The following is a 24,264-nucleotide window of genomic DNA, read 5'->3' on the forward strand; positions in this document are numbered from 1 at the left end:
TCTCATGTCTTTCCATTACTGTCAATAAAAAAGAAAATATGGGATTAAAAAAGATAACCTTCTGGGGACTGGATCTTCACTTACGTAAAGGAGTTTTACATATTTAACATAAAACCCGGCAAACTTCACAGGAGAAATTTGCCGGGTCTGTATAAGCATATGCTGATATTAAAATGGGGTCGATTACCCACTGATATTCGCTTTCTTTTTATGTGTAAGGAATAGACTTGGAATGAAGATTATAACAAATACGATGGCGGATAATAAGAATCCAGCCTGATAGCCTTTTAAACTGCTTGCTGTCGTTGGTTCCATTCCTTGTACAAAAGATGCGACAGTGGTTGCGATAACCGCCGAACCAAAACTTGAGCCAAGGTTTTCTATAATATTGATCCCCACACCTGCTTGTGGAAGTTGTTTGTTATCAAGTCCAGTATAAGCGTCGCTCGTTAACGGAAGGTTAATACCTCCCACACTGGTACCGCGAATAAACAATATGATAGATATCCATATCATGCTTGTTTTATCAGTGATAAAAATAAGTGGAATAGATCCAATCAGCGAAAGAGCAAGACTGACCATAACTACATATTTCGCTCCAATACGATCAATCCACTTTCCGATAACAGGCCGAGTAACAAGCATCCCAACTCCCTGAGGGATTAAAGCAAGCGATGCTTCAATTGGCGTAAAATTACGAAAGATTTGAAAATACATTGGAAGTATTAACATGGGGCCCATAATAGCGAAATTTGCCAAGAATAAACCGGTGCTCGATGCTAAAAAAGTCTTGTGTGTAAACAAATTCAAAGGGAGCACAGTTTGATATTTTCTGATTCGATTATATACGAGGTAAATAACACCTAATGCAAAGCCGATACCCATCCATAGGATTGTTTCACCATTATTAAATGTTGCATGATCTGCTGCTTTCGTAATACCGTAAATCAAGGTCGTGCTCATCAAAGATAAATTCACAATTCCAAAAACATCGAGCTTACTTTCCTTATTAAATGGTTCAAAATTTGGAATGTATTTCATCATAAGTGGTGCTGTAATCAAAACGATAAACACGTTAATGAAGAAAATCCACTGCCATGATGCACTATGAACAATGAATCCCCCAATAACAGGCCCTAAGATGGGACCAAGAATCATAGGTGTGCTGACAATTGCTATCACTTTCCCTAGATTCTCTTGGCCTGCTGTCTTAACCAAAAGAGTTGACATAAGTGTGGTAATAATCCCAGCGCTAAATCCTTGAAGCAAACGCAGGATAATGAAACTATAAATGTTCCAACTAACTCCAACAAAAAAAGAAATTACGCCAAAGGCAGCGACAGCGCCGATAAAAATTTTCTTTCCGTTAAATTTGTCCATAAGCCATCCAGAAATCGGAACTGCAATTGCAAGAGCTAAAACATAACCAGTAATGGACCATTGAATGATATCCAGTGTCGTGTTGAAGTCTTTAATTAGTGAACTTACGGCGATGTTCACCATTGTTGAGTCCAGCATCGGAGCAATGGCTCCGAGTGCGATTGCCCAGGCAGCTGCAAGAATACCTTTTGGTATTCTTTGTTCCTTAGAGTTGTATTTTGACATATCATTTTCCTCCACTTTCTTTGTTTCCGTGTCAACAAAAATATCACCATTTTGTTTCCTTGTCAACAAAATGGTGATAAAAAAAGCAGCCCTTCCTCAGCGGAGCGGACTGCCTTCAACTTTATTACACTTATTTATTTAAATTAATTAATAGATAAATTTTGTTTCTTTATTTCTTCATCTAAATGTTTGCTGTACTTTTCGACGAAGCTAAGCAAACTTTCCAATTGTTCTTCGGTAATTTGTTCAAATACGACTTTGTCTCGTTCTTGAAACTCTTTGTGCAGTTCCTCATGAATTTTGTAAATCACTTCTCCCTGCTCCGTAAGTCTAAAATAAATTTCTTTTTTATTATTCGACTTCTGATAGGTTTCAATTAAGCCTCTATTTATCAGCTTTTTAGTTATTTTACTTATAGCCCCTCTTGTCATATAGAGCGACACCGCAAGTTTTGTCACATTCGCATCTACATTTTTTCCAATGCTATCAATACAGTGCACTTCAGAAGGTTTATACCCCTTAAGACTGCCTTCCATCTTAGACTTATTAATCCAAGCCATCTTATTAAATAAGTCCCTGACATTCATTATAAGTTGTTCTTGTTCATTCATGACTTGTCCTCCCACTAGTGGTGGTACACTAAAAATACAATACCGAATTTCCGTAACCCGTAACAAAGATAAACTAATTATAATATATTAATATTAATTTACCTAAGAATAAAAATAATTGATGCTTCTCCTTGAAAACTCAATTTTCCTATCTCTCATCTGTTTATGTAAGTTTAAATTTATACTCTCAGAAAAGATTGGTTAATTTTTCATCCGTTCCTCGGAGCCCATAACATGACTGCCACACCTGCGAGACATAACAACGCACCAATCCAGTCATATACGTCAGGCGTCTTTTTATCAATGCCCCAGCCCCAAAGTACAGCCATAATAACAAATACGCCTCCATAGGCTGCGTAAACTCTCCCGAATGAAGGGAACTGCTGCAGTGTTGGAATCACTCCATATAAGACAAGAATGAGACTGCCTGCAATCCCATACCCGTACGGTCTTCCCTCGCGAAGCCATAACCAGACCAAGTACCCGCCTCCGATTTCAGCAAGTCCTGCGATCATGAATATAAATATAGATATCATCATTTCTTATTTTCTCCTTTTGCCTGCCTGTTATTGTTGTCTCAATGCTAGTGATTATAGCAGAATTAGCCATAGTAACGAGACGAGAAAGGCAGCCGATTCTTACATTATGTTTCCGACACAAAAAAACCCTGCTCCACATGAATGAGCAAGGTTCCTACTTAAAAGATGAGATGCGGACTGTCCCCTCGTTTCGTCAATCTCTCTAATGTTCAGGTAAATAATCCGTGGTGAACACCGTTTTCACATCCATCTCTTGATCAAGAAGACCAATCTCTATAAGCTGCTTCATAAGTTCCGTCCAGCGTTCCTCTGTCATGTAGCCAACTCCATGTTCCTCGGCATCATAACCATACACATATTCACGCTGCGCCTCTTCGCCAAATGCGATTTCATCTTCAGACAAATTTGTGTTTACTTCATTTATTTTTTTGTTGATTTTTTCATAGTTTTCTTTGTAATTATTCCAGCCTTCTACCGTCCCGCCGATAAAAGCTTTCACGGTTTCGGGATGTTCTTTCAGGTATTTCTCCGTTGTATAAATAACGGCCGCATACGGTTTATAATCAGAATCAGCAATGAGCTTTGTCTTCACTTTCACGCCTTGTTTCTCAACGACAAAGGGCTCTCCATTAACGAAGGATTGACTGGCTGACTGTGGATCTTCGATAAAATTGCTGTGTTGTCCGGTATACGCCACTTCTTTGACGGAATCCAATTTGTATTTATGTTTGAGAAATTCCCAGTAAGGCTGACCTTGCTGTATAAATACCGTCCGTCCGTTTAAGTCTCCAAAATCAGTAATTCCTGATTCTTCATGGTACATCAGTGCTTGCGGACTGATCTGGAATGTAGTTGCCAGGGCTACAATGGGAATTCCTTCTTTACGTGCCAGTAAAATTTGGTCCGCATGCGCTACCCCAAACTCCGCTTTTCCAGAAGCAACAATCTGAATAGAAGAGACCTGCGGACCCCCAGGTTCAATCGTCACATCTAGATTATTAGCATCATAGATTCCTTCTTCTTCCGCTGCGTAAAAACCACCGTGTTCCGATTTAGCAAACCAGTTGAGCACTACTTTCACAGGTGTCTTCGTTGTTTGCTCCGGGGTATCTGCGGCCTGATCAGGGTTGTCTGAGCTGGTTCCTCCTCCGCAGGCAGTTAACGCCATACTCAAAACAATCAATAATGCTCCAGCCTTAACCACATTTTTTCTGCGTTTCCCTGACTTCTTCATCCCCATCACTCTCCGCTTCCCCTCATTTTTCTTCCTTCTTCTCTACTTTAAAATAGTCTAGTTCTTCTAAAGAAAGGATGTCCTTTAGGCTTTTGCCTTACTGCTGTTCCAAAAGCCCTCATGTATGGCAGCAATCTCATCTGCAAGTTCGGGAAAAGGCCCAATGACCTCAATACGCTTCTGGCCTCTTGCGAAAATTTCTCGGCAAGGCAGATCAAAGGTTGGATTTTGCGGATCATCTCCAGTCAGTGCCAAGAGTTCCTTCTCGGATATTCCATATACCACTCTGCCGAGATTGCCCCAATACATAGCTCCCGCACACATTGCGCAAGGTTCTGCCGTCGTATATAAGGTACAATCCCATAGAAAGTCCGGACTATATGTATGTGAAGCCCTTTCCATTAAGGCCGTCTCTGCATGACCTGTGCAGCGATGTTCTGTGATCTCCACATTGCCTTGCTCCATTAAGATGCGGCCGTCCTTGTCAACTAGCAATGCCCCAAACGGCGTGTTTCCGCTATCCCGAGCCATCCGCGAAATTTCAATTGCTCTTCGTAAAAAAGTAAGGTGTTCTTTCTGATTTTCTTGACTCCCCATGTTCATCGCTCCTTGTGTCTCTGCTATAGTTCGATTTTAGCTACATTCATTTTATGCGTCAATTAATCTAACACATATTCAGTATGATGAATAAGATTCACTACACTTTTTGTTAAAAGGGACATAAGAGTTATCTTGTTTACTATGATATATAAGAAATCGGCAAGATACCCTCCATTACACTTACATATGAAGTTAGATAAAGAGGACGATATACATTGTCGTATAAATAAGTTATTAAAAATTGATTTTGACATTCTAAATACGCTATATTGGATTATATTTACATATATAGATGGTGAGGTGGTTTCGTAGTGAAATTCATCATTTCATTTAGTTTGGTAGTCATGAGCATGGCCCTCGAGTTGTGGACAGGATGTTTCCGTAAAAATACGGACTTTTACGATCGGCACGCTACTACCCGCACGAAAATAGGCTACATGTTGTTTCTCGTCTCTGCACTGAGTGCAGTTACACTCCTTACCTTCTGGATCACTATGCAAATCGATAAATAAGATATCACGATCATCATTTACATTTACATTTGGATTTCACATAAACGATAAAGCCCCGTCTCCTTATGGATTCGAGGCTTCTTTATTCTTTTTGGATCATTTTCATCTATTCTCTTTTCTGTTCTCGTTTATTCATGTTCAGCTCTGGATGCAGCTGCCGCTTGCTGTACCGCACGGATGATTCCCCCATAACCGGTACAGCGGCAAAGATTGCCGCAAAGGGCTTTTTCGATCTGCTCGGTCGAAGGATTAGGATGATGCTCCAGTAAATTTGCGGTACTAAGGATCATCCCTGGTGTACAATACCCGCACTGAAAACCGCCTTCCTCAATAAAAGCTTGCTGAACCGGATGCAGATCCGTCTCGTTAGAAGGAGCAAGCCCTTCAATGGTCTGAATCTCCTGTCCGTTACATTGATAGGCCATGAGCAGACAGGAATTCACCGGTTCCCCGCCAAGTAATATCATACAGGCCCCGCACCTGCCAATTTCACAGGAGATTTTGGTACCCGTCAGCAGTAGACGATCTCTAAGAATGGTCACCATCCGCTCCGTCGCAGGCACCTCCATCTCCACCTGCTTCCCATTAATTGTGCCATTCCAGTTCATGTACGTTGTGCCCTCTGCCATGGGTTAACCCCTTCTTTCCATTCAGAATGCATTGGAATCGTAAGCTGCTCTCTATTAATTGGCAATTTATTCAGCCAAATCCCCGTTGCTTGATGAACTGCCGATACAATGGCCGGAGCAAGTGCCACGGAACCAATCTCACCAATCCCTCTAGGTCCAAAAGGATCATTTTCAGGTAAGTTTTCAATTGCTTCCACCGTGATTTTTTGCTGCATATCCTGAAAGGTAGGAATTAAATAAGTATCCAGATTGGTCGTTACATACATGCTATGATCCATTATTGCATCCTCCATTAAGGTGAAGCCGAGTGCCATCCCGCTTCCTCCCTCAATCTGGCCTATATACCCCATCGGATTTATGACTGGACCTGCGGCCACAATATGTTTAATCTCTTCTACTTTAACCTCACCTGTCAGCGTGTTGACTTCCACTTCTGCAATTACCGCTGCATAGGTATAGAGAAAATGTCCGCCCATTACTTCATCCGGCGTAGTTGGATATTGAAATTTTGTATCAAAGATAAGATCCTCTTCCGAAGCAAGATTCGCAATTTCCAAGTAAGATAACACTATCCCCTCTTGTTCATTCGAATCCGGATTACGTCTCCTGTGCCAAATTCCTCCCGCTCCCGTAACTAACTCAGATGCAGGCAGCCCGGTTGCCTGCGCACAAAGTTCTATTAATGTGTCGGTAAAAGGGATTTTCAACCGCTGTAAAGCCATCCAAGCCATCGTTGTGGACCGTGAAGCAGTGCTTGAACCACTGTGCGGAACCCGGTCTGTATCTCCAATTACGATCTCTATGTCTTCCGGGGTGCAACGAAAAATATCGCATAACATGATCTCCAGCGTAGACACAAGTCCTTGCCCGAACTCTTCATAACTAAAAGCAGCTTCGATTTTCCCAGAAGCATTCAGCTTGAGTCTTCCCCCGGCAGGATCTGGAATCCCGTAACCAAGGCCCGCACCATGCATCGCAAGAGAAGCGCCGATTCCTTTTTTTATCCAAGGTGCTGCTAAAGAGCGTGACAGTGACTCTGACGAAAAATCAAAGAAAGAGACAGCCTCTGTTCCTTTTGTATCCATTTGTCCTTCTCTTTTCTTCCACAGATCGGAATGTTCTACAGCATCCCATACTTCGTACAGTCCATTTGTAGCAAGGATCTGCTGCCCAAGCGGTCCTGGATCTGTGCTGCTCCGCAAATTACGCCGCCGAATCTCCCAGGGATCTATTCCAAGTAACGCGGCCGCCCGGTCCATTTGTCCCTCCATTGCAAAGATCGCCTGGTTGCCTCCAAATCCACGGAATTCTCCAGATACCCCGTTATTCGTATAGACAGACAACCCTTCTACATCCACACTTGGAATTTGGTACGGCCCCATCGAATGTTCTGTTGCAAAATTAAGTACAGGCGCTCCAAGTGTCGCATAAGCTCCTGTATCCGATAAAATGCGGACAAGATGAGAAGTCATCAACCCTTCTCTAGTAAAACCCGTCTCCATCTCGATCTTCATCGGATGTCGTTTGAGTCCAGCTCGGACCGATTCCTTACGAGAGTTATGAAATTTAACCGGTCGACCCGTCTTTAAAGCCAAAAGTGAACCATATGGCTGATCATTCAGTTCATCCTTCCCGCCGAAAGAACCGCCGATTGGGCTAGATACGACACGAATAGACTCTTCCGGCATATCGAGAATACGGGATAACTGCATCCGGTCTTTATACCCGTGCTGTGTCGGTGCATAAACGGTCAATCTACCATTGTCTTCCGGGACAAATAAACCGCCCTCTGTTTCCATATAGGTGTGCATTTGCCGGGGCGTATAATACACTTCTTTGATAACGAAGTCACTTTTTTGTAGATCAGTCCTTACATCACCCCGTTTCACCTCTGTTCTATGCAGTATATTTCCAGCGGGATGCAAAGAAGGCGCCCCTTCTTTAAGAGCAGCCTCAGGAGAACTTATAGGAGACAGCACTTCATAATCAACATGAATCAGATGAAGTGCCTGTTCGGCAATCTCAGGCGTATCCGCAGCAACCGCGGCAATCGCATCGCCCGTATATCTTACAAAATCCTCGCAAAATACAGGTTGATCCGGGGTAGCAATGCCAAATCCATTGAGTCCAGGCACATCCTTATGCGTAAGCACCGAATGAACCCCTGGCAAGACCTCTGCAGCGGAGACATCCACGCTTCTAATTCGAGCATACGGATAGTCGCTTCGTTTTACCCGGCCATACAGCATACCTGGCAGTGACTTATCTGTCAGATACTGCAGGGTACCCGTTACTTTTTCTCTCCCATCAGGACGTCTGTGCCACTTATCCCCGCTCGTCTCTTTGTTTAGCAGCATATTCCCCATCCCCTTCTCCAATGAACGTGGTTATACGGAGTACCTTGCGGATCTCATACTCTTCCATAATTCAGAAGCAAATAATCCTGCAGCCGCTTGTTTACGGTAAGAATCAGCAGCAAACGGATCGCTAATCGTGACAAATTCATCTTGTACGTGCTTCATTAGTTCAGATAAAGACAGACCGCTTACCGAAAACTGACGAATCCATTGTTCAGTTTCAAGGAGTCGCATCGCCGTTCCAGAACCTCCTCCTGCGGCCATAGCTAGTGAGGACCATTCGCCCTGAGCGTTCATTGTTCCCTGAAAAGCGACTGTGACCAGTGCAGGTGTAAAAGCTTCTCTTCTTCCGATTTTTCTAAAAAAAGAGACGGTATGACTCCCCTCCTCGGGTTTCTGCTCAAGCAGCGGAATCCAGATTTCAGTGAGAAAATGGTCCGCATTTCGCTGTCCCCCGCGCCATTCTTCCAGCCAATCCGTTAGTTTCGTCTCTGCAAGACCTGTGTCTGTCATCCACCTTAAACTTGCCTCATATACGAGCAGCACAGGAATAGAATCTCCCACTCCCGATACGATATTACCGCCAAGCGTAGCCAGATTACGAATCGATGGTGCGGAGATTACGTCAATAGCCTGACTTAGTATAGGAAAATGAGTTAGAACCCTCTCATGGGCACCGCAGGCATTCAGCCTCATTAATGCACCGATACAAAGTCCCTCCTCTTCTGCAGTACACGCATTCAGCTCTCGTATTTCTGCAAGACTAATTAAGTGCTTCGGCACTGGGGCCGTTCCCATTTCCCACTGGGTTCGCAGTAAAGTGGTCCCTGCCGCCCACTGGTAATGAGGTGCTACATGATCTGCGATCTTTCTTGCTTCTTCTATACTTTCCGGTTGCCATAACTCGGGATATACAATTCGTTCAGGTCCTATTCCCATATTCACACCCCTTACTTCACACCTCAGATGTAACAACCTTTATTCGTCCGTTTTATTCTTTGGCCAAATCAAGAAAAATCGACTTCCTTATACGAATCCATCAGCTTACCAAGATAAAGTAATGCATCAGGCGTATCTGCATCATAGAAGACTTCTTTGTCAAATGGGATTTGCTTCCCTGCATAAGCTGAGTTTCGAATGATGGACCTAGCCCCTGTATCACCTTCGAGCTTAAAAATTACAGAAGAGACCTTGCTTGATAGAAGCAGCGGAGGTTTCACTACATCCCCATCTTTTGCTGCAACATAGTGAAGTTCAGGTGCCGATGAGTATACATCTAGCAGAGCATTGATGTGTTCGGTTTGAACCAGCGGCTGATCCGCTAGTAAAATCAGAACACAGTCCATCCCCCTATCTGCTGCTTCCTTCCATCCGCAGCGAAGAGAATGACTCATTCCAAGCTTTGAATCCGTACATCTAGTAATGATTAGCCTGTCATTCGGCGAGTTTACGAGCCAGCGAAGCGGATCGTCTGCTCTGACGACCAAGATCACCAAATCAAGATGAGAATGGAGAGCCGCATTCACCGCATAAGAGCCGAGGGGAGCACCGCTCAGCGCAAGATTTATTTTATCCTCACCCATGCGCTGACTTTGACCCGCTGCGAGCACAACTCCTGCTGTCCGCATCGCTGTAAGCTCCCTTCGCGTAATCATGAACTGCTGTTTTATTACGTTTGACAGCAATGAGCTCAGCGGTGATCGCAACCGCTATTTCTTCAGGACCTTCCGATCCTATCGTAAGTCCAACAGGGGTATGCAAGTGAAGGAATGGCGGCAGTCCTTCCAGAAGTCTCGAAGTCCGGGTCCGGGAGCCTAATATACCTAAGTATCGATAAGAGGAATATTGTAATTGTTCGAGTAACGCTCGTTCCTTGGGGAATTGATGACTCATGAGGAGAAGATAATCCTGCTCCCTAACCTGAAAAGCGCGTAAGATTTCCTCAGGAAAGCCAGCAAGAAGTGCTGCATTTGGAAACCTACTTTCTGTGCATAAAGCTTCCCGCCAATCCGCCACCGTGACGCGAAATCCGGTACTCGCCGCAAGTTTAGCAAGGGTAATGGAATCATCACCTGCCCCTATAATGAGAAGTCTTGGTTTAGGCTGATAAGTATGAACATACCTTCCTTGAGCCATATCATTTTCGGTACTAAGCGAATTCTCACTTTTCTCAATCTCCCGGTGAACCTCCCGCTTCTGCTCGTTCCACTTGCGGCGGATGGTAACGGTATGCCCTTGATCCAGAGATAGCTTCATCTGCGTTAACTTCCATTTCAAATCCTCTACTACAGGCTCCAGCAAAATATGAAGCAATCCGCCGCAGCCGATATTTTCACCCCAAGATAAATCATTCTCGGGTCTCATATCGTAAAGGATGAGCTGAGGTTTGCCAGACCGTCTTACTTCTTCCGCCCGTAAAGCTAGATCCGTTTCAATACAGCCCGGGCTAAGACTGCCGATCATGCCGCCATCTTCCGTGAAGAGCATGGAAACTCCCTCCTTACGGTATGCATGACCTTCTACATAGACAGCCGTAGCCAAAACGAGCTGTGTCCCTTCCCTCAAAGCTGCTTCGCAAATATCATGCATCTCCATTCGAGTTTCCTCCTTTCTCTTCTCAGCTTTTCAATCTGACCTAGATAACCAATGTAGATAAGCAAGCGGCAAATGATGCCCATTCGATGGATAAAAGAAGATTTTCCAACCTTTCAGGAAACTTCGTTAATTCGGTTCACCATTCTTTCAATACTGCGATCCGCCTCTCTCAGTACGATGGAACGGTCAATCGTTCGCATTACCCGCCGGTCTAACACCAGCTCCCCATCAATAATGACAGTATCCACATTGCTTCTTGTTGCCGAATAGACAACCCTTGAATAAACATCTACATCGTAAGATGGATAGGTATGAAAATCATCCAGATCCAGCAGAATCACATCTGCTTTCTTGCCTGCTTCAAGACTTCCGATCTCCTTCGCCATACCGAGCACTTCCGCACCGCCCATCGTCGCCATTCGAAGTACGGTCCTGGCATCCATAGCCGTTGGTCCATGCGGTATTTTATGCATGAGAGCCGTAAGTCTCATTTCCTGAAACATATCCAGATTGTTGTTACATGATGCGCCGTCAGCACCAATACCGACATGAATTTGCCGGTTAAGCAAATCTGGTATTTCTGCGATTCCTGAGGATAACTTCATATTTGAGCCTGGGCAGTGCGTTACTTTTACACCGCGCAGACGAATAATCTCTTTTTCTTCTTCACTAAGCCATACACAGTGGGCAAGAATCAGCCTCGGCGTAGCGAGACCAATATGATCTAGATAAACCACATTACGCATACCGCGCTCATTCTCAACAAGCTCGATCTCTCCACGATTCTCCGAAGCATGTGTGTGGATTTTTACATGATACTGCGCTGATAAATCCCGTACTTCGGTAAGCAGCTGTTCTGTACAAGAAACAACAAACCTCGGGCAAAAAGCGTACTGAATTCTTCCACCGCCAAAACCATTCCACTTTTCAAGTAAATCAATACTTTGCTGTATGGAATCTGCTGTTGTTTCCTGTAAAGGAAGCGGCACCTCATCTCCATGATCCATCATGACCTTCCCAGAGACCACACGCATACCACTTTGAGCCATTGCCTGAAAAGCAGAGTCCGTATAATGAACCGTCTCCATATCAAGAATGGTCGTTGTACCGCTCGCGATCAGTTCTCCAAGCCCGAGAAGTGCAGAGTAATATACAGATTCCTCATCATGAGCCGCTTCCAGAGGCCAGATCCGCTTACGCAGCCAATCCATGAGCTCCAGATCATCTGCACGTCCCCGAAAAAGCGTCTGGCATAAATGAATGTGCGTCTGAATGAATCCTGGAAGCAGCGCTTTGCCCTTACCGTCAATAACCCGATCCGCTGCTGCCTGAATGTTCTTCCCTATTTCTTTTATCTTGTTGCCCTCAATGAGTAAATCGCCTATAAAGACCTCTTCGTTTCCATTCATCGTCACGATCTGTGCGCCTTGAATCAATAGTGTACTCATCTTTTAGGAACCTCCCCAGACTGCAACCTTACCACCTGTATAGTTGTTACCAGCCTATCGCTGCACCGTCCCCGCGAGGGTCCGCCGCTCCGCTAAGTAATCCACTTTGTCCTATGAGAATCCCTTGCGCTTGCCCCATGAGGTCTTCCCACTCGCTAAGCGCAATCACTTCATGCCCCATGGCCTGGAGCTCTTCGATAACCTCAGCTCCGAACCTTTGCTCAAGCTTCAGCTCATCTCCTTCCACATCCCAGGTACGCCCATATACCCAGCGCGGAAGTGAAATCGCTTCTTGAACCGTACAGCCATAGTCCAGCACTGCGGTCAGAATGGATAACTGCGTCTGAGGCTGGCCTTCCCCGCCCTGCGTACCCAGGAGCAGATATGGTTTTCCGTCTTTTAGTACCATGCCTGGCATCAATGTGTGAAAGGTTCGTTTGCGCGGTTCAAGTACATTTGGGGAATCTGGATCAAGTGAGAAAAAGGAGCCTCTATTTTGCAGGATAATCCCTGTCTTCTCAGGGACATAAGCGGAGCCAAAATCATAATATAGGCTTTGGATAAAAGAAACCGCATTCCCTTCCCCATCGACGACAGCCGCATAAGCGGTGTCTTGGCCCATCGCTTGGGATAGGAAGGGCTGTGCTTTTTCAGGAGAGTCTTCAATCTCCTTCCACAACTGTTTTGCATAGGGTTTAGATAACAAATCATCGATTGGAATTTCACGAAATTCAGGATCAGTCAAGTAACGATCTCGGTCTCGAAATGATTTTTTAATTACTTCTGTCATGAGGTGATAATACGAAGCAGATAGACGATCTATGGAAGCTACATTGGTATTTTCCAGCATATTCAGCATCATGAGCACTGAGAAGCCTTGAGAATTCGGGGGCATTTGGTATACTTCATATTCACGGTAATCAACCTTTAACGGAGTGACCCATTCCCCTGTATGATTTTCGAAATCTTCTTTTTGCAGAAATCCACCATCTTGAATAACGGCGTTTGTTATGGCATCTGCCAGGACCCCCTTATAAAAGGCTTCCCTTCCACCGCTTTGCAGGATCCGCAGAGAATTTGCCAGATCAAGCTGAATAAGAAGATCTCCTTCGGAGAGAAGCTTTCCATCTCGGATATAGACGCTCGATAATCCTTGATCGGCCCGAATATACGCTTCGTCCCGAAGCATCCAGGTATGCACATTACGAGAGATCGGGCATCCTTTTTCCGCATATTGTATAGCTGAATCAAATAACTTCTCCCAAGGCAGGCATCCATATTTCTGCGATATTTCCCACCAAGCATCTACCACACCCGGCACGGTCACTGCACTTAGAACACCTCTCCTTGGGATCGAAGTCAGGTTCATCTGCTCAAACAACTCTCTCGTCAGCGAAGCAGGTGAGCGCCCAGTTCCGTTGTATCCCGAAAGTTCACTTGACTTCGCATCATACATTAGAAAAAAAGCATCCCCGCCAGGTCCTGTCATATGAGGGTACACCACACCTAGTGTAATACTGACCGCTATTGAAGCATCATAGGCATTTCCACCTTGTGCTAAGATCCTTGCACCTGCACTTGTCGCTAAATAGTGGGGGGAAGTGATCATCACTTCCGTACCCACTGGCATTTGATTCAGCATGACACTTCCTCCTTGCTGCTCTCCGCATATACCGAAAGCGCTGCTTGCACCGCTTCCCCGGCAGGTAGTTTATGCCCTTCGTGAATAAGTACCGCTTCAAGCGCACCTAGTACGTGCAGTACATTTTTACGATTACAGCTGTATCCCATGGTTCCAATTCTCCAGATCTTCCCTTTGAGCGGTCCAAAGGAACTCGCAATTTCTATCCCAAAATCTTGAAGCAGTTTATTTCGTACTGTCTCCCCATCCATCCCGGCTGGGATATTGATACACGTTACACAAGGAAGTTTACTGTCCTCATCTCCATATAAAGAAAGACCCATTGCTTTGATTCCCTGTACAAGCGCCTTTTCATTCAGTTCATGTCTTGCGAAGCGGTCTTCAAGCCCCTCCTGAAGTAGAATCCGCAGCCCTTCATGCAGACCATACAGCATAGAGGTTGCTTCTGTATGATGGTTCAGTCTAGCCGAACTCCAGTAATCCTGAATCTGACTAAGATCAAAATAATTACTTCGGACGGGTACTAAAGACGGCTCATGATCTAAACTTGCCGGATCTCGTAGTCCGCGTTCAATTTGTTTTCGAGATCGAAGCTTGGTTTCGATCCGCTGATTATAAGTAATCGGCGCCATGCCGGATGGTACAGAGATACATTTTTGAGTTCCGCCGATCACCGCATCAATATGCCAAGCATCTGTCTTGACTGGTACACCGCCAATCGTAGCGACCGCATCAACCACAAACAGAATATCCAGTTGCCTGCACATCTTGCCAATCTCAGCGAGTGGCTGCATCTGACCTGTGGACGTTTCCCCGTGTACCAAAGCAACAATATCCGGCTTATGAGTATGAATCGCTTCGATCACGATCTGCGGATCAAAAACACTTCCCCACTCCGTTTCCATAAATACAACCTCCGCACCAGAGCGCTGAGCGATTTCAACAAGCAAATGTCCGAACCTTCCGAAAATAGGAACCAGCACTTTATCACCAGGCTGGATGATACTGACGAGAACGGCTTCAATCCCGGATCTAGAAGTTCCATCTACAGGAAAGCTCCATTCATTAGAGGTTTGAAATACATCTCTGAGCATCTCCATCGTTTCGTTCATCAGCATCGTAAATTCAGGATCAAACTGTCCTAATATAGGAAATGACATGGCCCGCAGTACACGTGGATCAACTTCCACCGGCCCAGGTGTCATGATCGTTCGAAGTGATGGGTTTAGCTCTTTATATTTATTCATCTGTCTTCCCCCTGTAGCCATATTGGTACAGCATTTCTACAAGCACTCTGAACCCTTGATTAATCTCTTCCTCTGAGGTGAATTCCTCAGGATGATGACTGAGACCGTTCTGACTAGGTACAAATATCATCGCTGCCTTGCATACCTCCGCAAAAATCTGTGCATCATGCCCTGCGCCGCTCGGCATTTTACGGTATGAGAAATCAAGTGCTTCACAAGCATTCTGAATCCGCTCTATCCATCCTTCATCCATAGCCACAGGGTCTACCGACAAATGCTCCTGCCACTCTGCATGCAATCTGTTACGTGCCGCGGATGCGGATATGATCAGAAGCGCCTCCAATATAAAACGATCCATAATTCCTTTGTCCGTGTGCCGGATATCCAAAGTGAATGATACTTTTCCAGGAACGACATTAACTGCCCCCGGCAGGAGCTCCATCGTACCGACAGTAGCTACCAACGGGTCACCATAAGAAAGCGCAAGCTCATGGATTCGAACGATCATCTCGGTTGCACCGATAAGCGCATCTTTTCGGTAATGCATAGGAGTTGTTCCGGCATGATTGGCTTCACCGGTGATCATTACATCAAGACGTTTCTGTCCAACGATATCGGTAACGATGCCGATCGACGTGCCCGTTCTCTCAAGCACAGCCCCCTGTTCAATATGAAGTTCCAGATATCCATCCGGCTCGAAGGGTCTCACGGGGTAAGATGAATTCGGTCCGAATCCACAGATTTCAGCTGCTTCGAGCATACGGATTCCTTCCGCATCTTTCAGGTTGCCTGCAGCACTCCAATCGTTAGATCCCGTGACACTTCTCGAACCCCAGAAAGCAAACGGAAATCGACTTCCTTCTTCCTCACATAAGGACACCGCTGCAAGTGATCGAACCGGAGGCCCGTATACTTCATTCAGATACAGAAGAGCAACCATCCCCGCTGCAACACCGAGTGCACCATCGAACTTGCCTCCCGAAATCACGGTATCGATATGCGACCCTGTAAACAATGGCTTATGGCGACCGTTTTCGTCTGTACCTTCGAGCAGTGCGTATAAATTCCCGGATTGATCATAGGAAGTGACAAGGCCTTTTCCCTGCATAACATGTTGAAGATACTGCTGCGCCTTCAGCCAGGAAGAGGAATACAAGAGCCTAGTCATTCCGCCTTCCTCGGCTTTTCCGATATTCGAAAGTTCCTCAAGTAGTTCATGAAGGAGGTGACAAGAAGCGGCAAATGTGGCTTCTCTGTCTGCTTCGGTACTTTTAATGAGGGAAGGTTCAGACATAAACATCCCCCTCCTCCGCGGCCACTTTAGACGGCACGGAAGGAATAAACTGGCCCCGTCTTTGATTGGTCAATCCGTGCAGGTCGTCATAAATTTGAATTCCCCTGCTAAAAGTCGCCTTGATCTTGCATGAGAATGTATGATCTATATAGGGTGATATCGGATGCCGGTACCTGATTTCTTTCTGTGTAAGTGTATACGATTCGTTCAAACTTACAATTGCAAAATCAGCATCTTTACCTAGCGCGATCTCTCCTTTACATGAACCCAGTCCAAAGCGTCTAGCCGGTCCTGCTGCGAGTAAAGAAGCGAGCAGCGGAAGAGGTACATCCCGCTTCAAGTGAGCTTCTTCAAGCATCAGCAGTAACGTACTCTGCGCTCCTGCAATCCCGCCCCACACCTGAAAGAAATTGTCCGTATCTTTCATGGAGGGAGGGCACGGGGAATGGTCGGATGCGATCATATCAATACTGCCAGACAGGAGAGTTTCCCATAATAGATCCTGTTCCTGCTTACTGCGAAGAGGAGGTGCACATTTATAAGCCGCACCCTTGCTTACAACATCCTCCTCTGTCAGCACCAAGTAATGAGGACAAGTCTCTACCGTAACATCAAGACCGCTGCGCTTCGCTTCTGTAATAAGCTCTACAGACCTAGCCGTGCTGATATGAACAAAATGAAGTCTGCATCCTGTTTCTTTGGCGTACATGAGTGCGCGAGTCACTGCTTCTGCTTCCGCTTCTGGTGGCCGGGAAGCCAAATAATCTTCTGCCCCTACTCTTCCTTTGGAGATTCGCGCAAAGGCAAGTGCATCTGTCATTTCATTACTCTCTGCATGAAGGGCAAGCACCCCGCCAAGACTCGCAATCACAGACATCCCGCGAATCAGTGCCTTATCATCGGTTCGAGTAAAAATCTCCTCTCCTTCTCCGCCAGGTTCAGACATAAAGGCTTTAAATCCTGCCGCGCCTGATTCGGCAAGAAAACGTAATTCCGCTTCATTGTTCTTAACAAGCCCACCCCATAAAGCATAATCTACATAGCTTTTTCCGCTCGCAGCTGACAGTTTGGATTCCCAGCCATGCCTCGTGGTCGTCGGGGGAACACCATTCAGCGGCATATCAATATATGTAGTTATTCCGCCTGCAGCAAGCGCGGCAGAACCCGTCTCAAATCCTTCCCACTCTGCTAATCCAGGTTCATTAAAATGAACATGTGCATCTACCACACCCGGAAATACAAGCTGATCGTGAGCAGAGTATAGGATAGCAGCTTCATCTGCATCTAACTCAGGAGCGATTGCAGTAATAACTCCATCCTGGATGCCGATGTCCACTTTTTCCACACCATGGGGTAAAACAACACGGCCACCTTGGATGATGACATCAAATTTTTTCGGCATCAGGAGCACTCCTTCTACAATAAGATGACCTGCATACTTGCTATTACGTTCCCCGGTACGTACTGTATCCCCCTGGTGCAACAAGTAAGGGAACATGGTAATGCTCATTACTGCTCGTGATCTTACATCGGAGCGGAATAACATCCCAGATGGTATGTATTCCACTTTCCAATAGAAAAGTCTCAAAGTACGGTCTGGCATAAAAACGAAGTTCATACACCCCTTCGCTCAGCTCATCTTCGAGAAAAGGAGGATCCAAGCGTCCATCTGCATTCGTGAAACGGGTAGCAAGCAAAACAACCTGCTCTACTCCCTGCTTCTCCTGAATCACGTACAGTTCAACCTTCATATCACTTCCCGGTATCCCTCGGCTCGTATCCAGCACATGCGTCGTGAGTTTTCCGCCCATCCTAGACCCTGCCTGCTTGCTGTGCTTCATTTCGCTGTGCTGCTGTAAGATCTTCCCTTGTCATGGAGAAACCTTGAAAACCATAGGGTGGACGCGGTTCTGTGAAAACAGATCCTGGACCTTCTGATACTGTTTCGACAATCGTTTCCCAGGTACGGTTATTGGATTCAAAGGATACCTCTGCCAGCTGGCTGAAGTTTTGAAGCATTCGTATTCCGATGAGGTAGATGAGCGACTGAATGGAAGGAGAATTATTTTCGTGGAATACGGTAGCTGCAATATCACGTATTTGCTCTGCATCGATATAATTACCGCGGGTGTCATCAAGGGCGTCTTCTATTTCTGTGTATTTCCAGTGAATGTTCAAAAAGATGAACAATGGCCGGTCAGAAGTCTCCGGAAGTGTCGTATATTCATCCCTTACAAAACCGGAAAAGCTGCTGCCTTTCACTTTAATCAGTCTAAGATTCATTACACCGCTTTGATGCTCTGCCACATTAATGCTATCCTCTTCCCGTTCAAGGACAAATGCTGCACTCGCACTTTCGTTGTGTGAATACTTAAATACAAGATCACTTGCAGTGATTCCGCTCGTATTTCCAACTTCAATCTCTTCAAAAGGAACCTGTTCTGCCGACATTCGCACCCCTGTCATTTGCGGGTAAGTTTCAAGGAAAGAACGGCTTGCGTATTCGAGAAAACCTTCCACCGTAGCTCCTGTATAATCAGCAGCATGACGTAAAATGAAATTTTTCATAGAATCTGTTGCCACAATCAAAGAATTATCCCCTTCTGTAAAAGAAGTGATAAATTGTTCTCCTTTGACAGCTACCTTGATATTCATCCCGAACAAAACATTCCCTCTCCCGCGAAAAGAAGATTCAGGAATCACCTTCACACCCGTCAGCGGTTTGGCATAAGAACGAAATACCCATACATCCCCTTTTCCGTAATACATTGTTCTTTCTTTAGGCGCTTCGTAAGTCATTCATACCCTCTCCTCTGTCATGTTTTGTTCCATCCAAGACGTAAGGCGATACCAACTAATTAGATAAACCTGTTCCAGTGCAGTTCGAAATTCTTCTTCCGGCGTATGCTCTAATCGCTTCTTCAAGGCTTCCCGGATATCTTCGGGCGTTTTTCCCTTCACCGCAATGATAAAAGGAAACCCAAACTTTCCTTTATACCTGTCGTTATCTCTCGAAAGTTCCTGTTGCTCTGCGGCAGGCAGCGTACCTAGTCCTGCTCCTATTTGCTCGTTAACAGAATGCTGGCTCATGGTAAGACGTGATCCAAGATCCGGGTGATGACAGAGCAGTGTCATCTTCTTATCGTTATCTGATTGTTCCACTTCTTTGACCATGAAATCATACATTTGTTCTAAAGAATCATAAGGCCGTTTGTGGTAAGCTGCTTCAGCAATCCATGATGAATGTTCAAATAGATCACCAAATGATTCGATATATCTCTCTTTAGTGAAAGAATTTATATCTTTTAATGTTAGGTTCAGTGAATAACACCTCCTAATCTGCTTTTGTATTTACATTTTATGTTATTTTAATTCAGATTTACAATATACCTCTTCTACATTCGTTATATAAACTAACATGTAAGATTTGTTTTGTGTTTAATGCACGTATCCTATTTCGCGAAGTGTGGTTTAGGGGTGGCTTCATTCGTTTCATGAGCCTGTAAATAGTTCCGAAAGGTAAATACAAGTTTGAGTTTGAGAAGATCATTTGATTTTCTGAGGTCCATTTGCAGGAGAGTGCTGATTTTATCCATACGGTAAGTGATTGTGTTACGGTGTACAAACAATTGTTTTGCTGCTTCATTAATGAGTCCGTCATTTTCGATAAATGCTTCAAGCGTGTTCATTAGAATCTGACTTGGATCTCCGCCCTCCATCTGTAAAGGCTCCAGTACTTTATTGCAGTAATTTTCCATCACAGATTCAGGGACATAACTAAAAAGATAAGCGAATTCAAGCGTTTCAAACTGAAGGGCAACTTCTTTCATTCCAAAACGAGCGGCAAGTGCGCGGGTGTCCAGGCATTCTTGATAAGCTTCACGAAGTGACTTAGGTTCATATTTCATTTTACTGATCCAAAATCTGGGTATGGAACCGCCTGCCGTCTTCCCAGGCTCAATGATATCTTCAAACCGACTGAGAAGAAAACGAGACAATTCTTCACCATAATCTTTTCCGGCAGGACAGGTATAGATCGAGAGAATACCTTCGTCTATTTTGATATGTGAAGAGTTTGTCAGCTGCATCATCGGGTTATATTGCAGTTCTCTATGAATCTGCTTTAGCAGTTTCCCATCAGCAAATATTTCGGGCTCCACTGTTGTCAGCACACATTGATAATTTCCTTGGAATAGCTGTATTCCATACCCTTCTGAACGTCTCACGAGTTCATCCGAATTCATCTTCCGTTCCAAATATTGTTTCATCACAAGGCACATCTCATCTTGCAGGGTTGGATTCATATGTTCTCGGTAAGTCATATCCATATCATAAGCAAGAACTTCCGCTGCTTGTTGAAACAGTTCTTCTTCCTCTTTTAGAACGTAGGCCCCGTCCGTATATATTAGTAAAAAGCCGAAATCTTCATCTTTCTGCGTAATCGGTACACGATAGCAACTGCCATGATCCCATTTCACTCTCTGAAACATGGGTTTATATGGCCAGCCTTGCTGTACATTCAGGTCCTTTGTCTCTTCACTCGCAAATAATAAATGCCCTCTCGAACCGATCACCGCAATAGGGTAACCTATAATACTAACCAATGTAGCAAACATCTCTTTTTTATGATCCTGATTAAGGGCGAAATGCATGAGCTTTTTCTGTTTCTCTACCACAGTTTGCAGTGTTTTTGTATACCGTTCATATTCAGCCTTAAACAAGGCATTCATTTGGTCAGAAAACGTAAACTGAAAAGGTAATTCGATCAAGGGGAGTCCGAGGTGATTGGCTTCTTCAACAATTTGACTGGGGATCTGCTCCCAGAATCTGCCGAGCTTTATACCGAGGCCCGCGCATCCTCGTTCGTATAACTTCCGAAGGAGCATCACTGCATCTTCTTCACTGTCTTTCATAACAAAGGCGGTCGTAAATAGCAGTTCACCGGCTTTAATCCATTCTGCAATATCGGGAGCGTCCATTACATTAACCGATTTAATCACTCTCCCCCCGCCCTGTGCTCCTGCGACCAATTTAGCTTCAGAGAGAGGGTAGATACCTAAGGCTTCATTAACAGTAAGCTGCATGCAAAACACCCTTTCTATACCTAACATGTAATGTAAATTTATCTCCCCATTTGTTAATTATTATAAAGTCTACAGCGATATATGGAATAGAGGAGTCGGATGTTTATTTGCATTTATGTTCTACTGCTCACTTTTTATGGTTTTACTTTCTGATTAAGCAAAAAAACACAACCCTTCGCTCTTATGCGAAAAATTGTGTTTCTGATTCCTGCATTTTGCTTTCCTGATTATTACTACATTCGCTTTCCTGACTACCTTCTGCTTTCCTATTTACTCTGTTTTGGTGAATTCCGTACTTGGCTTAAACGTTCCCCATACTTAAAGACAAGAATTCCCCCTATTATCACAAGAACGCCAATTAATTTATTCATCGTAAGTTCAATCTTCTCAAGTCCAAAAAAGCCAAGAGAATCCCATAATAACGCAAAGCTAAGCTGAGACGTCAGCACAATGGATGTCGAAAACGTAGGTCCGAGAAACTTGATGCCCTGCATCAAACTAAATACCACACCTACCCCGATGGCTCCGCTGATCCAATACCATCCCTTCATATTCTCTAAATGATACCCGCCAGTTCCTTCCACCAGTAAACTTATTGTAAGAGAAGCGATTGCTCCAAGTCCCAGCACGATAGTGGTTGTAAGCCAGGAACCTGTATGCTCCCCCATTCTACTGTTAAAAACAACCTGCATTGCTACAAACGAGCCGGCTATCAAAGCTATAATAATACCTAATGTCATATCATAACGGTTCCTTTCAAAGTCTAGGATGAATTTGATTCACTTCAGAATAATAACGCCCAAAATCATCATCGCGATCCCAAGCAGCTGAGGAATGGTAATTTTCCGTTTCACTACTCCAAACCAACCATTAATATCTATCAGATAAGTGAGACTCAGCTGAGCAATTAATAGGGCAGATATGGTGAGGGTTACCCCGATTTTTTGGATCGCAGTCACTTCACTAAAAATAATGATTGCTCCCATCAGGCCGCCCGTTATATATAAAGGGTTCACCTTTTTAATCGCACCGAAATTTCCTTCACGCACACACAGCATAATGATTAATGCAATCACAAAGCCGGTAGTTTGTGTAATGGCAGCCGCCTGCCAGGTCCCCATATCTTCACTAATTTGGGTGTTCGCAATCCCTTGCAGTGTAATACATGCTCCACCCAAAATGGCAAATAAAATTCCTTTCAATTTGCGTTCTCCCTTCTGTCCGAAAAATCTTGCAGCATTTCTAATCATACAGGCTTCCTAGGAAAAAAGGCAACCACATCACAAAAGGACCAGAAACCTAAAAAGGTTCCTGGTCTATTGGTAGTATAAAGTGTAAGCTCTCTACACTATGTTGCTTCTATTTTATTGCTTCTATTTTTTTATTTCTGTTACGGTTATGCTTTTGGAGCAATCATTTTTGATGGATCAACATATTCGGTGAACTGTTCTTCCGTCAAAAGCCCAGAAGCAAGCGCCGCTTCTTTCAAGGTTAAACCGTTCTTATGTGCATGTTTTGCAATCTTCGCTGCATTCTCATAACCGATATGCGGATTGAGTGCCGTAACTAACATGAGGGAATTATCCAAGTTCTGCTTAATCGCCTCTCTGTTTGGCTCAATACCGACAGCACATTTGTCATTAAAAGCACGAATGGAATCTGCAAGCAGCTGCACCGATTGTAAGAAATTATAGATAATAACCGGTTTAAATACATTCAGTTCAAAGTTACCTTGGCTGGCCGCAAAACCAATGGAAGCATCATTTCCCATCACTTGTGCAACGACCATCGTGAGGGCTTCGCTCTGTGTAGGATTGACCTTTCCTGGCATAATGGAGCTTCCCGGCTCATTTTCTGGTATCGAAATTTCTCCGAGACCACTGCGTGGTCCGCTTGCCAGCCAGCGTACGTCATTTGCAATCTTCATGAGATCTGCAGCAAGTGCTTTGACAGCACCATGGGTATAGACCACTTCATCATGACTTGTCAGGGCATGGAACTTATTCACCGCAGAAGTAAAGTTTTTGCCTGTTGCTTTACTAATCTCTTCTGCTGTCATCTCGCCGAACTTAGGATGAGCATTAATTCCCGTACCTACTGCAGTTCCACCGATCGCAAGCTCTTTCATCGATTCCACACTGGCCGCAATCATGCGCTCGCTTTTGGCAAGCATGGCTTCCCAGCCGCTGATTTCCTGCCCGAGTGTAATCGGAGTTGCATCTTGCAGATGAGTACGACCTATTTTAATGATATCCATAAATTCTTCTGATTTCTGATGGAGCGTTCCTTTTAGCAATTGAATAGCTGGGAGCAGTTCATCTTCTACTGCAATCACCCCTGCTACATGAAGTGCTGTAGGGAATGTATCATTCGAGCTCTGTGACATATTTACATGGTCATTCGGGTGAAGGCGCTCTTCTTTGCCTTGTTCAGCAAGCCACTGATTACCGAGATTGGCAATCACTTCATTGGTGTTCATATTGGACTGCGTACCGCTTCCGGTCTGCCATACAACAAGCGGAAAATGATCATCTACCCGTCCAGACAATATTTCATCGGCAGCATAAACAATGGCTGCTGCTTTGTCTTCTGAGAGCTTACCAAGCTGAAGATTGCTTTTAGCAGCACTTTTTTTAAGGATCGCAAAGGCACGAATGACTTCAAGCGGCATTTTTTCCTGACCAATTGGAAAATTCTCTTTACTGCGCTGTGTTTGCGCACCCCATAAACGATCAGCGGGAACTTTCATTTCACCTAGCGTATCTTTCTCAATACGGAAATCCATTTGCATTTCCTCCTTCACCGAATCTTATGGGTTCATAAGTTATTTTTCTGAAGAAAAGCTTATTGAGCCAATCATCCTTGCT

The 24,264-nt window shown here is 44.6% G+C and carries 23 protein-coding genes; 1 reads left to right on the plus strand and 22 read right to left on the minus strand.

Annotated features, from left to right (window positions below):
- Positions 1–183: 183 nt before the first annotated feature.
- From QPK24_RS14980 to QPK24_RS15000, 5 genes are all read right to left on the minus strand, one after another.
- Positions 184–1,605: an MDR family MFS transporter gene (locus tag QPK24_RS14980; protein WP_285742428.1), complete on the minus strand. Its 1,422-nt coding sequence runs from the start codon at positions 1,603–1,605 to the stop codon at positions 184–186.
- Positions 1,606–1,748: 143 nt separating this feature from the next.
- Positions 1,749–2,216, minus strand: a complete 468-nt coding sequence (locus tag QPK24_RS14985) for a MarR family transcriptional regulator (protein WP_285742431.1) — start codon at positions 2,214–2,216, stop codon at positions 1,749–1,751.
- A 209-nt stretch (positions 2,217–2,425) separates the two neighbouring features.
- The gene (locus QPK24_RS14990) at positions 2,426–2,755 is read right to left on the minus strand and encodes a YnfA family protein (RefSeq protein WP_285742433.1); all 330 of its coding nucleotides are present in this window, start codon (positions 2,753–2,755) and stop codon (positions 2,426–2,428) included.
- 202 nt (positions 2,756–2,957) lie between these two features.
- Positions 2,958–3,995 (minus strand): ABC transporter substrate-binding protein, encoded by a 1,038-nt coding sequence (locus QPK24_RS14995; protein ID WP_285749341.1) that lies wholly within the window; start codon positions 3,993–3,995, stop codon positions 2,958–2,960.
- Between the two features lie 78 nt (positions 3,996–4,073).
- Complete coding sequence (locus QPK24_RS15000; protein ID WP_285742435.1) at positions 4,074–4,586, minus strand: nucleoside deaminase; 513 nt, start codon at positions 4,584–4,586, stop codon at positions 4,074–4,076.
- A 314-nt stretch (positions 4,587–4,900) separates the two neighbouring features.
- On the opposite strand from QPK24_RS15000, the gene QPK24_RS15005 reads away from it, so the two are divergent.
- A complete protein-coding gene (locus QPK24_RS15005) occupies positions 4,901–5,101 on the plus strand; it encodes a hypothetical protein (protein ID WP_285742437.1) in 201 nt (66 codons plus the stop codon).
- A 128-nt stretch (positions 5,102–5,229) separates the two neighbouring features.
- Here QPK24_RS15005 and QPK24_RS15010 read toward each other — a convergent pair whose 3' ends face one another.
- The 17 genes from QPK24_RS15010 to fumC all read right to left on the minus strand — a co-directional run bounded on the left by QPK24_RS15010 (position 5,230) and on the right by fumC (position 24,182).
- Positions 5,230–5,730 (minus strand): (2Fe-2S)-binding protein, encoded by a 501-nt coding sequence (locus QPK24_RS15010; RefSeq protein ID WP_285742440.1) that lies wholly within the window; start codon positions 5,728–5,730, stop codon positions 5,230–5,232.
- Positions 5,706–8,087 carry a xanthine dehydrogenase subunit D gene (gene pucD / locus QPK24_RS15015; protein ID WP_285742442.1) on the minus strand — a complete coding sequence of 794 codons (2,382 nt, stop codon included), beginning with the start codon at positions 8,085–8,087 and terminating at the stop codon, positions 5,706–5,708. The genes QPK24_RS15010 and pucD overlap by 25 nt, the downstream gene beginning before the upstream one ends.
- 30 nt (positions 8,088–8,117) lie before the next feature.
- A complete protein-coding gene (locus tag QPK24_RS15020) occupies positions 8,118–9,026 on the minus strand; it encodes an FAD binding domain-containing protein (RefSeq protein WP_285742443.1) in 909 nt (302 codons plus the stop codon).
- A gap of 68 nt (positions 9,027–9,094) precedes the next feature.
- The gene (locus tag QPK24_RS15025) at positions 9,095–9,715 is read right to left on the minus strand and encodes a nucleotidyltransferase family protein (RefSeq protein ID WP_285742445.1); all 621 of its coding nucleotides are present in this window, start codon (positions 9,713–9,715) and stop codon (positions 9,095–9,097) included.
- On the minus strand, positions 9,663–10,682 hold the full coding sequence (locus QPK24_RS15030) for an XdhC family protein (protein WP_285742447.1): 1,020 nt from the start codon (positions 10,680–10,682) through the stop codon (positions 9,663–9,665). Before QPK24_RS15030 ends, QPK24_RS15025 begins: the two co-directional genes overlap by 53 nt.
- 113 nt (positions 10,683–10,795) lie before the next feature.
- Entirely contained in the window at positions 10,796–12,130 is a 1,335-nt protein-coding gene (locus QPK24_RS15035; RefSeq protein WP_285742449.1) for a 5'-deoxyadenosine deaminase, read from the minus strand.
- A gap of 46 nt (positions 12,131–12,176) precedes the next feature.
- Positions 12,177–13,772 (minus strand): gamma-glutamyltransferase, encoded by a 1,596-nt coding sequence (ggt, locus tag QPK24_RS15040; RefSeq protein WP_285742451.1) that lies wholly within the window; start codon positions 13,770–13,772, stop codon positions 12,177–12,179.
- Complete coding sequence (locus QPK24_RS15045) at positions 13,766–15,019, minus strand: pyridoxal-phosphate-dependent aminotransferase family protein (protein ID WP_285742453.1); 1,254 nt, start codon at positions 15,017–15,019, stop codon at positions 13,766–13,768. Before QPK24_RS15045 ends, ggt begins: the two co-directional genes overlap by 7 nt.
- Positions 15,012–16,313 carry a M20 family metallo-hydrolase gene (locus tag QPK24_RS15050; RefSeq protein WP_285742455.1) on the minus strand — a complete coding sequence of 434 codons (1,302 nt, stop codon included), beginning with the start codon at positions 16,311–16,313 and terminating at the stop codon, positions 15,012–15,014. Before QPK24_RS15050 ends, QPK24_RS15045 begins: the two co-directional genes overlap by 8 nt.
- Positions 16,306–17,715: an allantoinase AllB gene (allB, locus tag QPK24_RS15055; protein ID WP_285742457.1), complete on the minus strand. Its 1,410-nt coding sequence runs from the start codon at positions 17,713–17,715 to the stop codon at positions 16,306–16,308. The genes QPK24_RS15050 and allB overlap by 8 nt, the downstream gene beginning before the upstream one ends.
- A 43-nt stretch (positions 17,716–17,758) precedes the next feature.
- The gene (gene uraH, locus QPK24_RS15060) at positions 17,759–18,124 is read right to left on the minus strand and encodes a hydroxyisourate hydrolase (RefSeq protein WP_285742459.1); all 366 of its coding nucleotides are present in this window, start codon (positions 18,122–18,124) and stop codon (positions 17,759–17,761) included.
- A 1-nt stretch (position 18,125) separates the two neighbouring features.
- Positions 18,126–19,112, minus strand: coding sequence for a factor-independent urate hydroxylase (pucL, locus tag QPK24_RS15065; RefSeq protein ID WP_285742461.1), 987 nt, complete (start codon positions 19,110–19,112; stop codon positions 18,126–18,128).
- Complete coding sequence (uraD, locus tag QPK24_RS15070) at positions 19,113–19,664, minus strand: 2-oxo-4-hydroxy-4-carboxy-5-ureidoimidazoline decarboxylase (RefSeq protein ID WP_320416925.1); 552 nt, start codon at positions 19,662–19,664, stop codon at positions 19,113–19,115.
- 101 nt (positions 19,665–19,765) lie between these two features.
- Positions 19,766–21,397 carry a PucR family transcriptional regulator gene (locus QPK24_RS15075; RefSeq protein ID WP_285742464.1) on the minus strand — a complete coding sequence of 544 codons (1,632 nt, stop codon included), beginning with the start codon at positions 21,395–21,397 and terminating at the stop codon, positions 19,766–19,768.
- 266 nt (positions 21,398–21,663) lie between these two features.
- The gene (locus tag QPK24_RS15080) at positions 21,664–22,137 is read right to left on the minus strand and encodes a DMT family transporter (RefSeq protein WP_285742466.1); all 474 of its coding nucleotides are present in this window, start codon (positions 22,135–22,137) and stop codon (positions 21,664–21,666) included.
- 39 nt (positions 22,138–22,176) lie between these two features.
- Positions 22,177–22,599: a DMT family transporter gene (locus QPK24_RS15085; RefSeq protein WP_160032037.1), complete on the minus strand. Its 423-nt coding sequence runs from the start codon at positions 22,597–22,599 to the stop codon at positions 22,177–22,179.
- Positions 22,600–22,793: 194 nt separating this feature from the next.
- A complete protein-coding gene (gene fumC / locus QPK24_RS15090; RefSeq protein ID WP_285742468.1) occupies positions 22,794–24,182 on the minus strand; it encodes a class II fumarate hydratase in 1,389 nt (462 codons plus the stop codon).
- Between the last annotated feature and the right edge of the window lie 82 nt (positions 24,183–24,264).

The organism is Paenibacillus polygoni (assembly GCF_030263935.1).
GTDB lineage: Bacteria > Bacillota > Bacilli > Paenibacillales > Paenibacillaceae > Paenibacillus > Paenibacillus polygoni.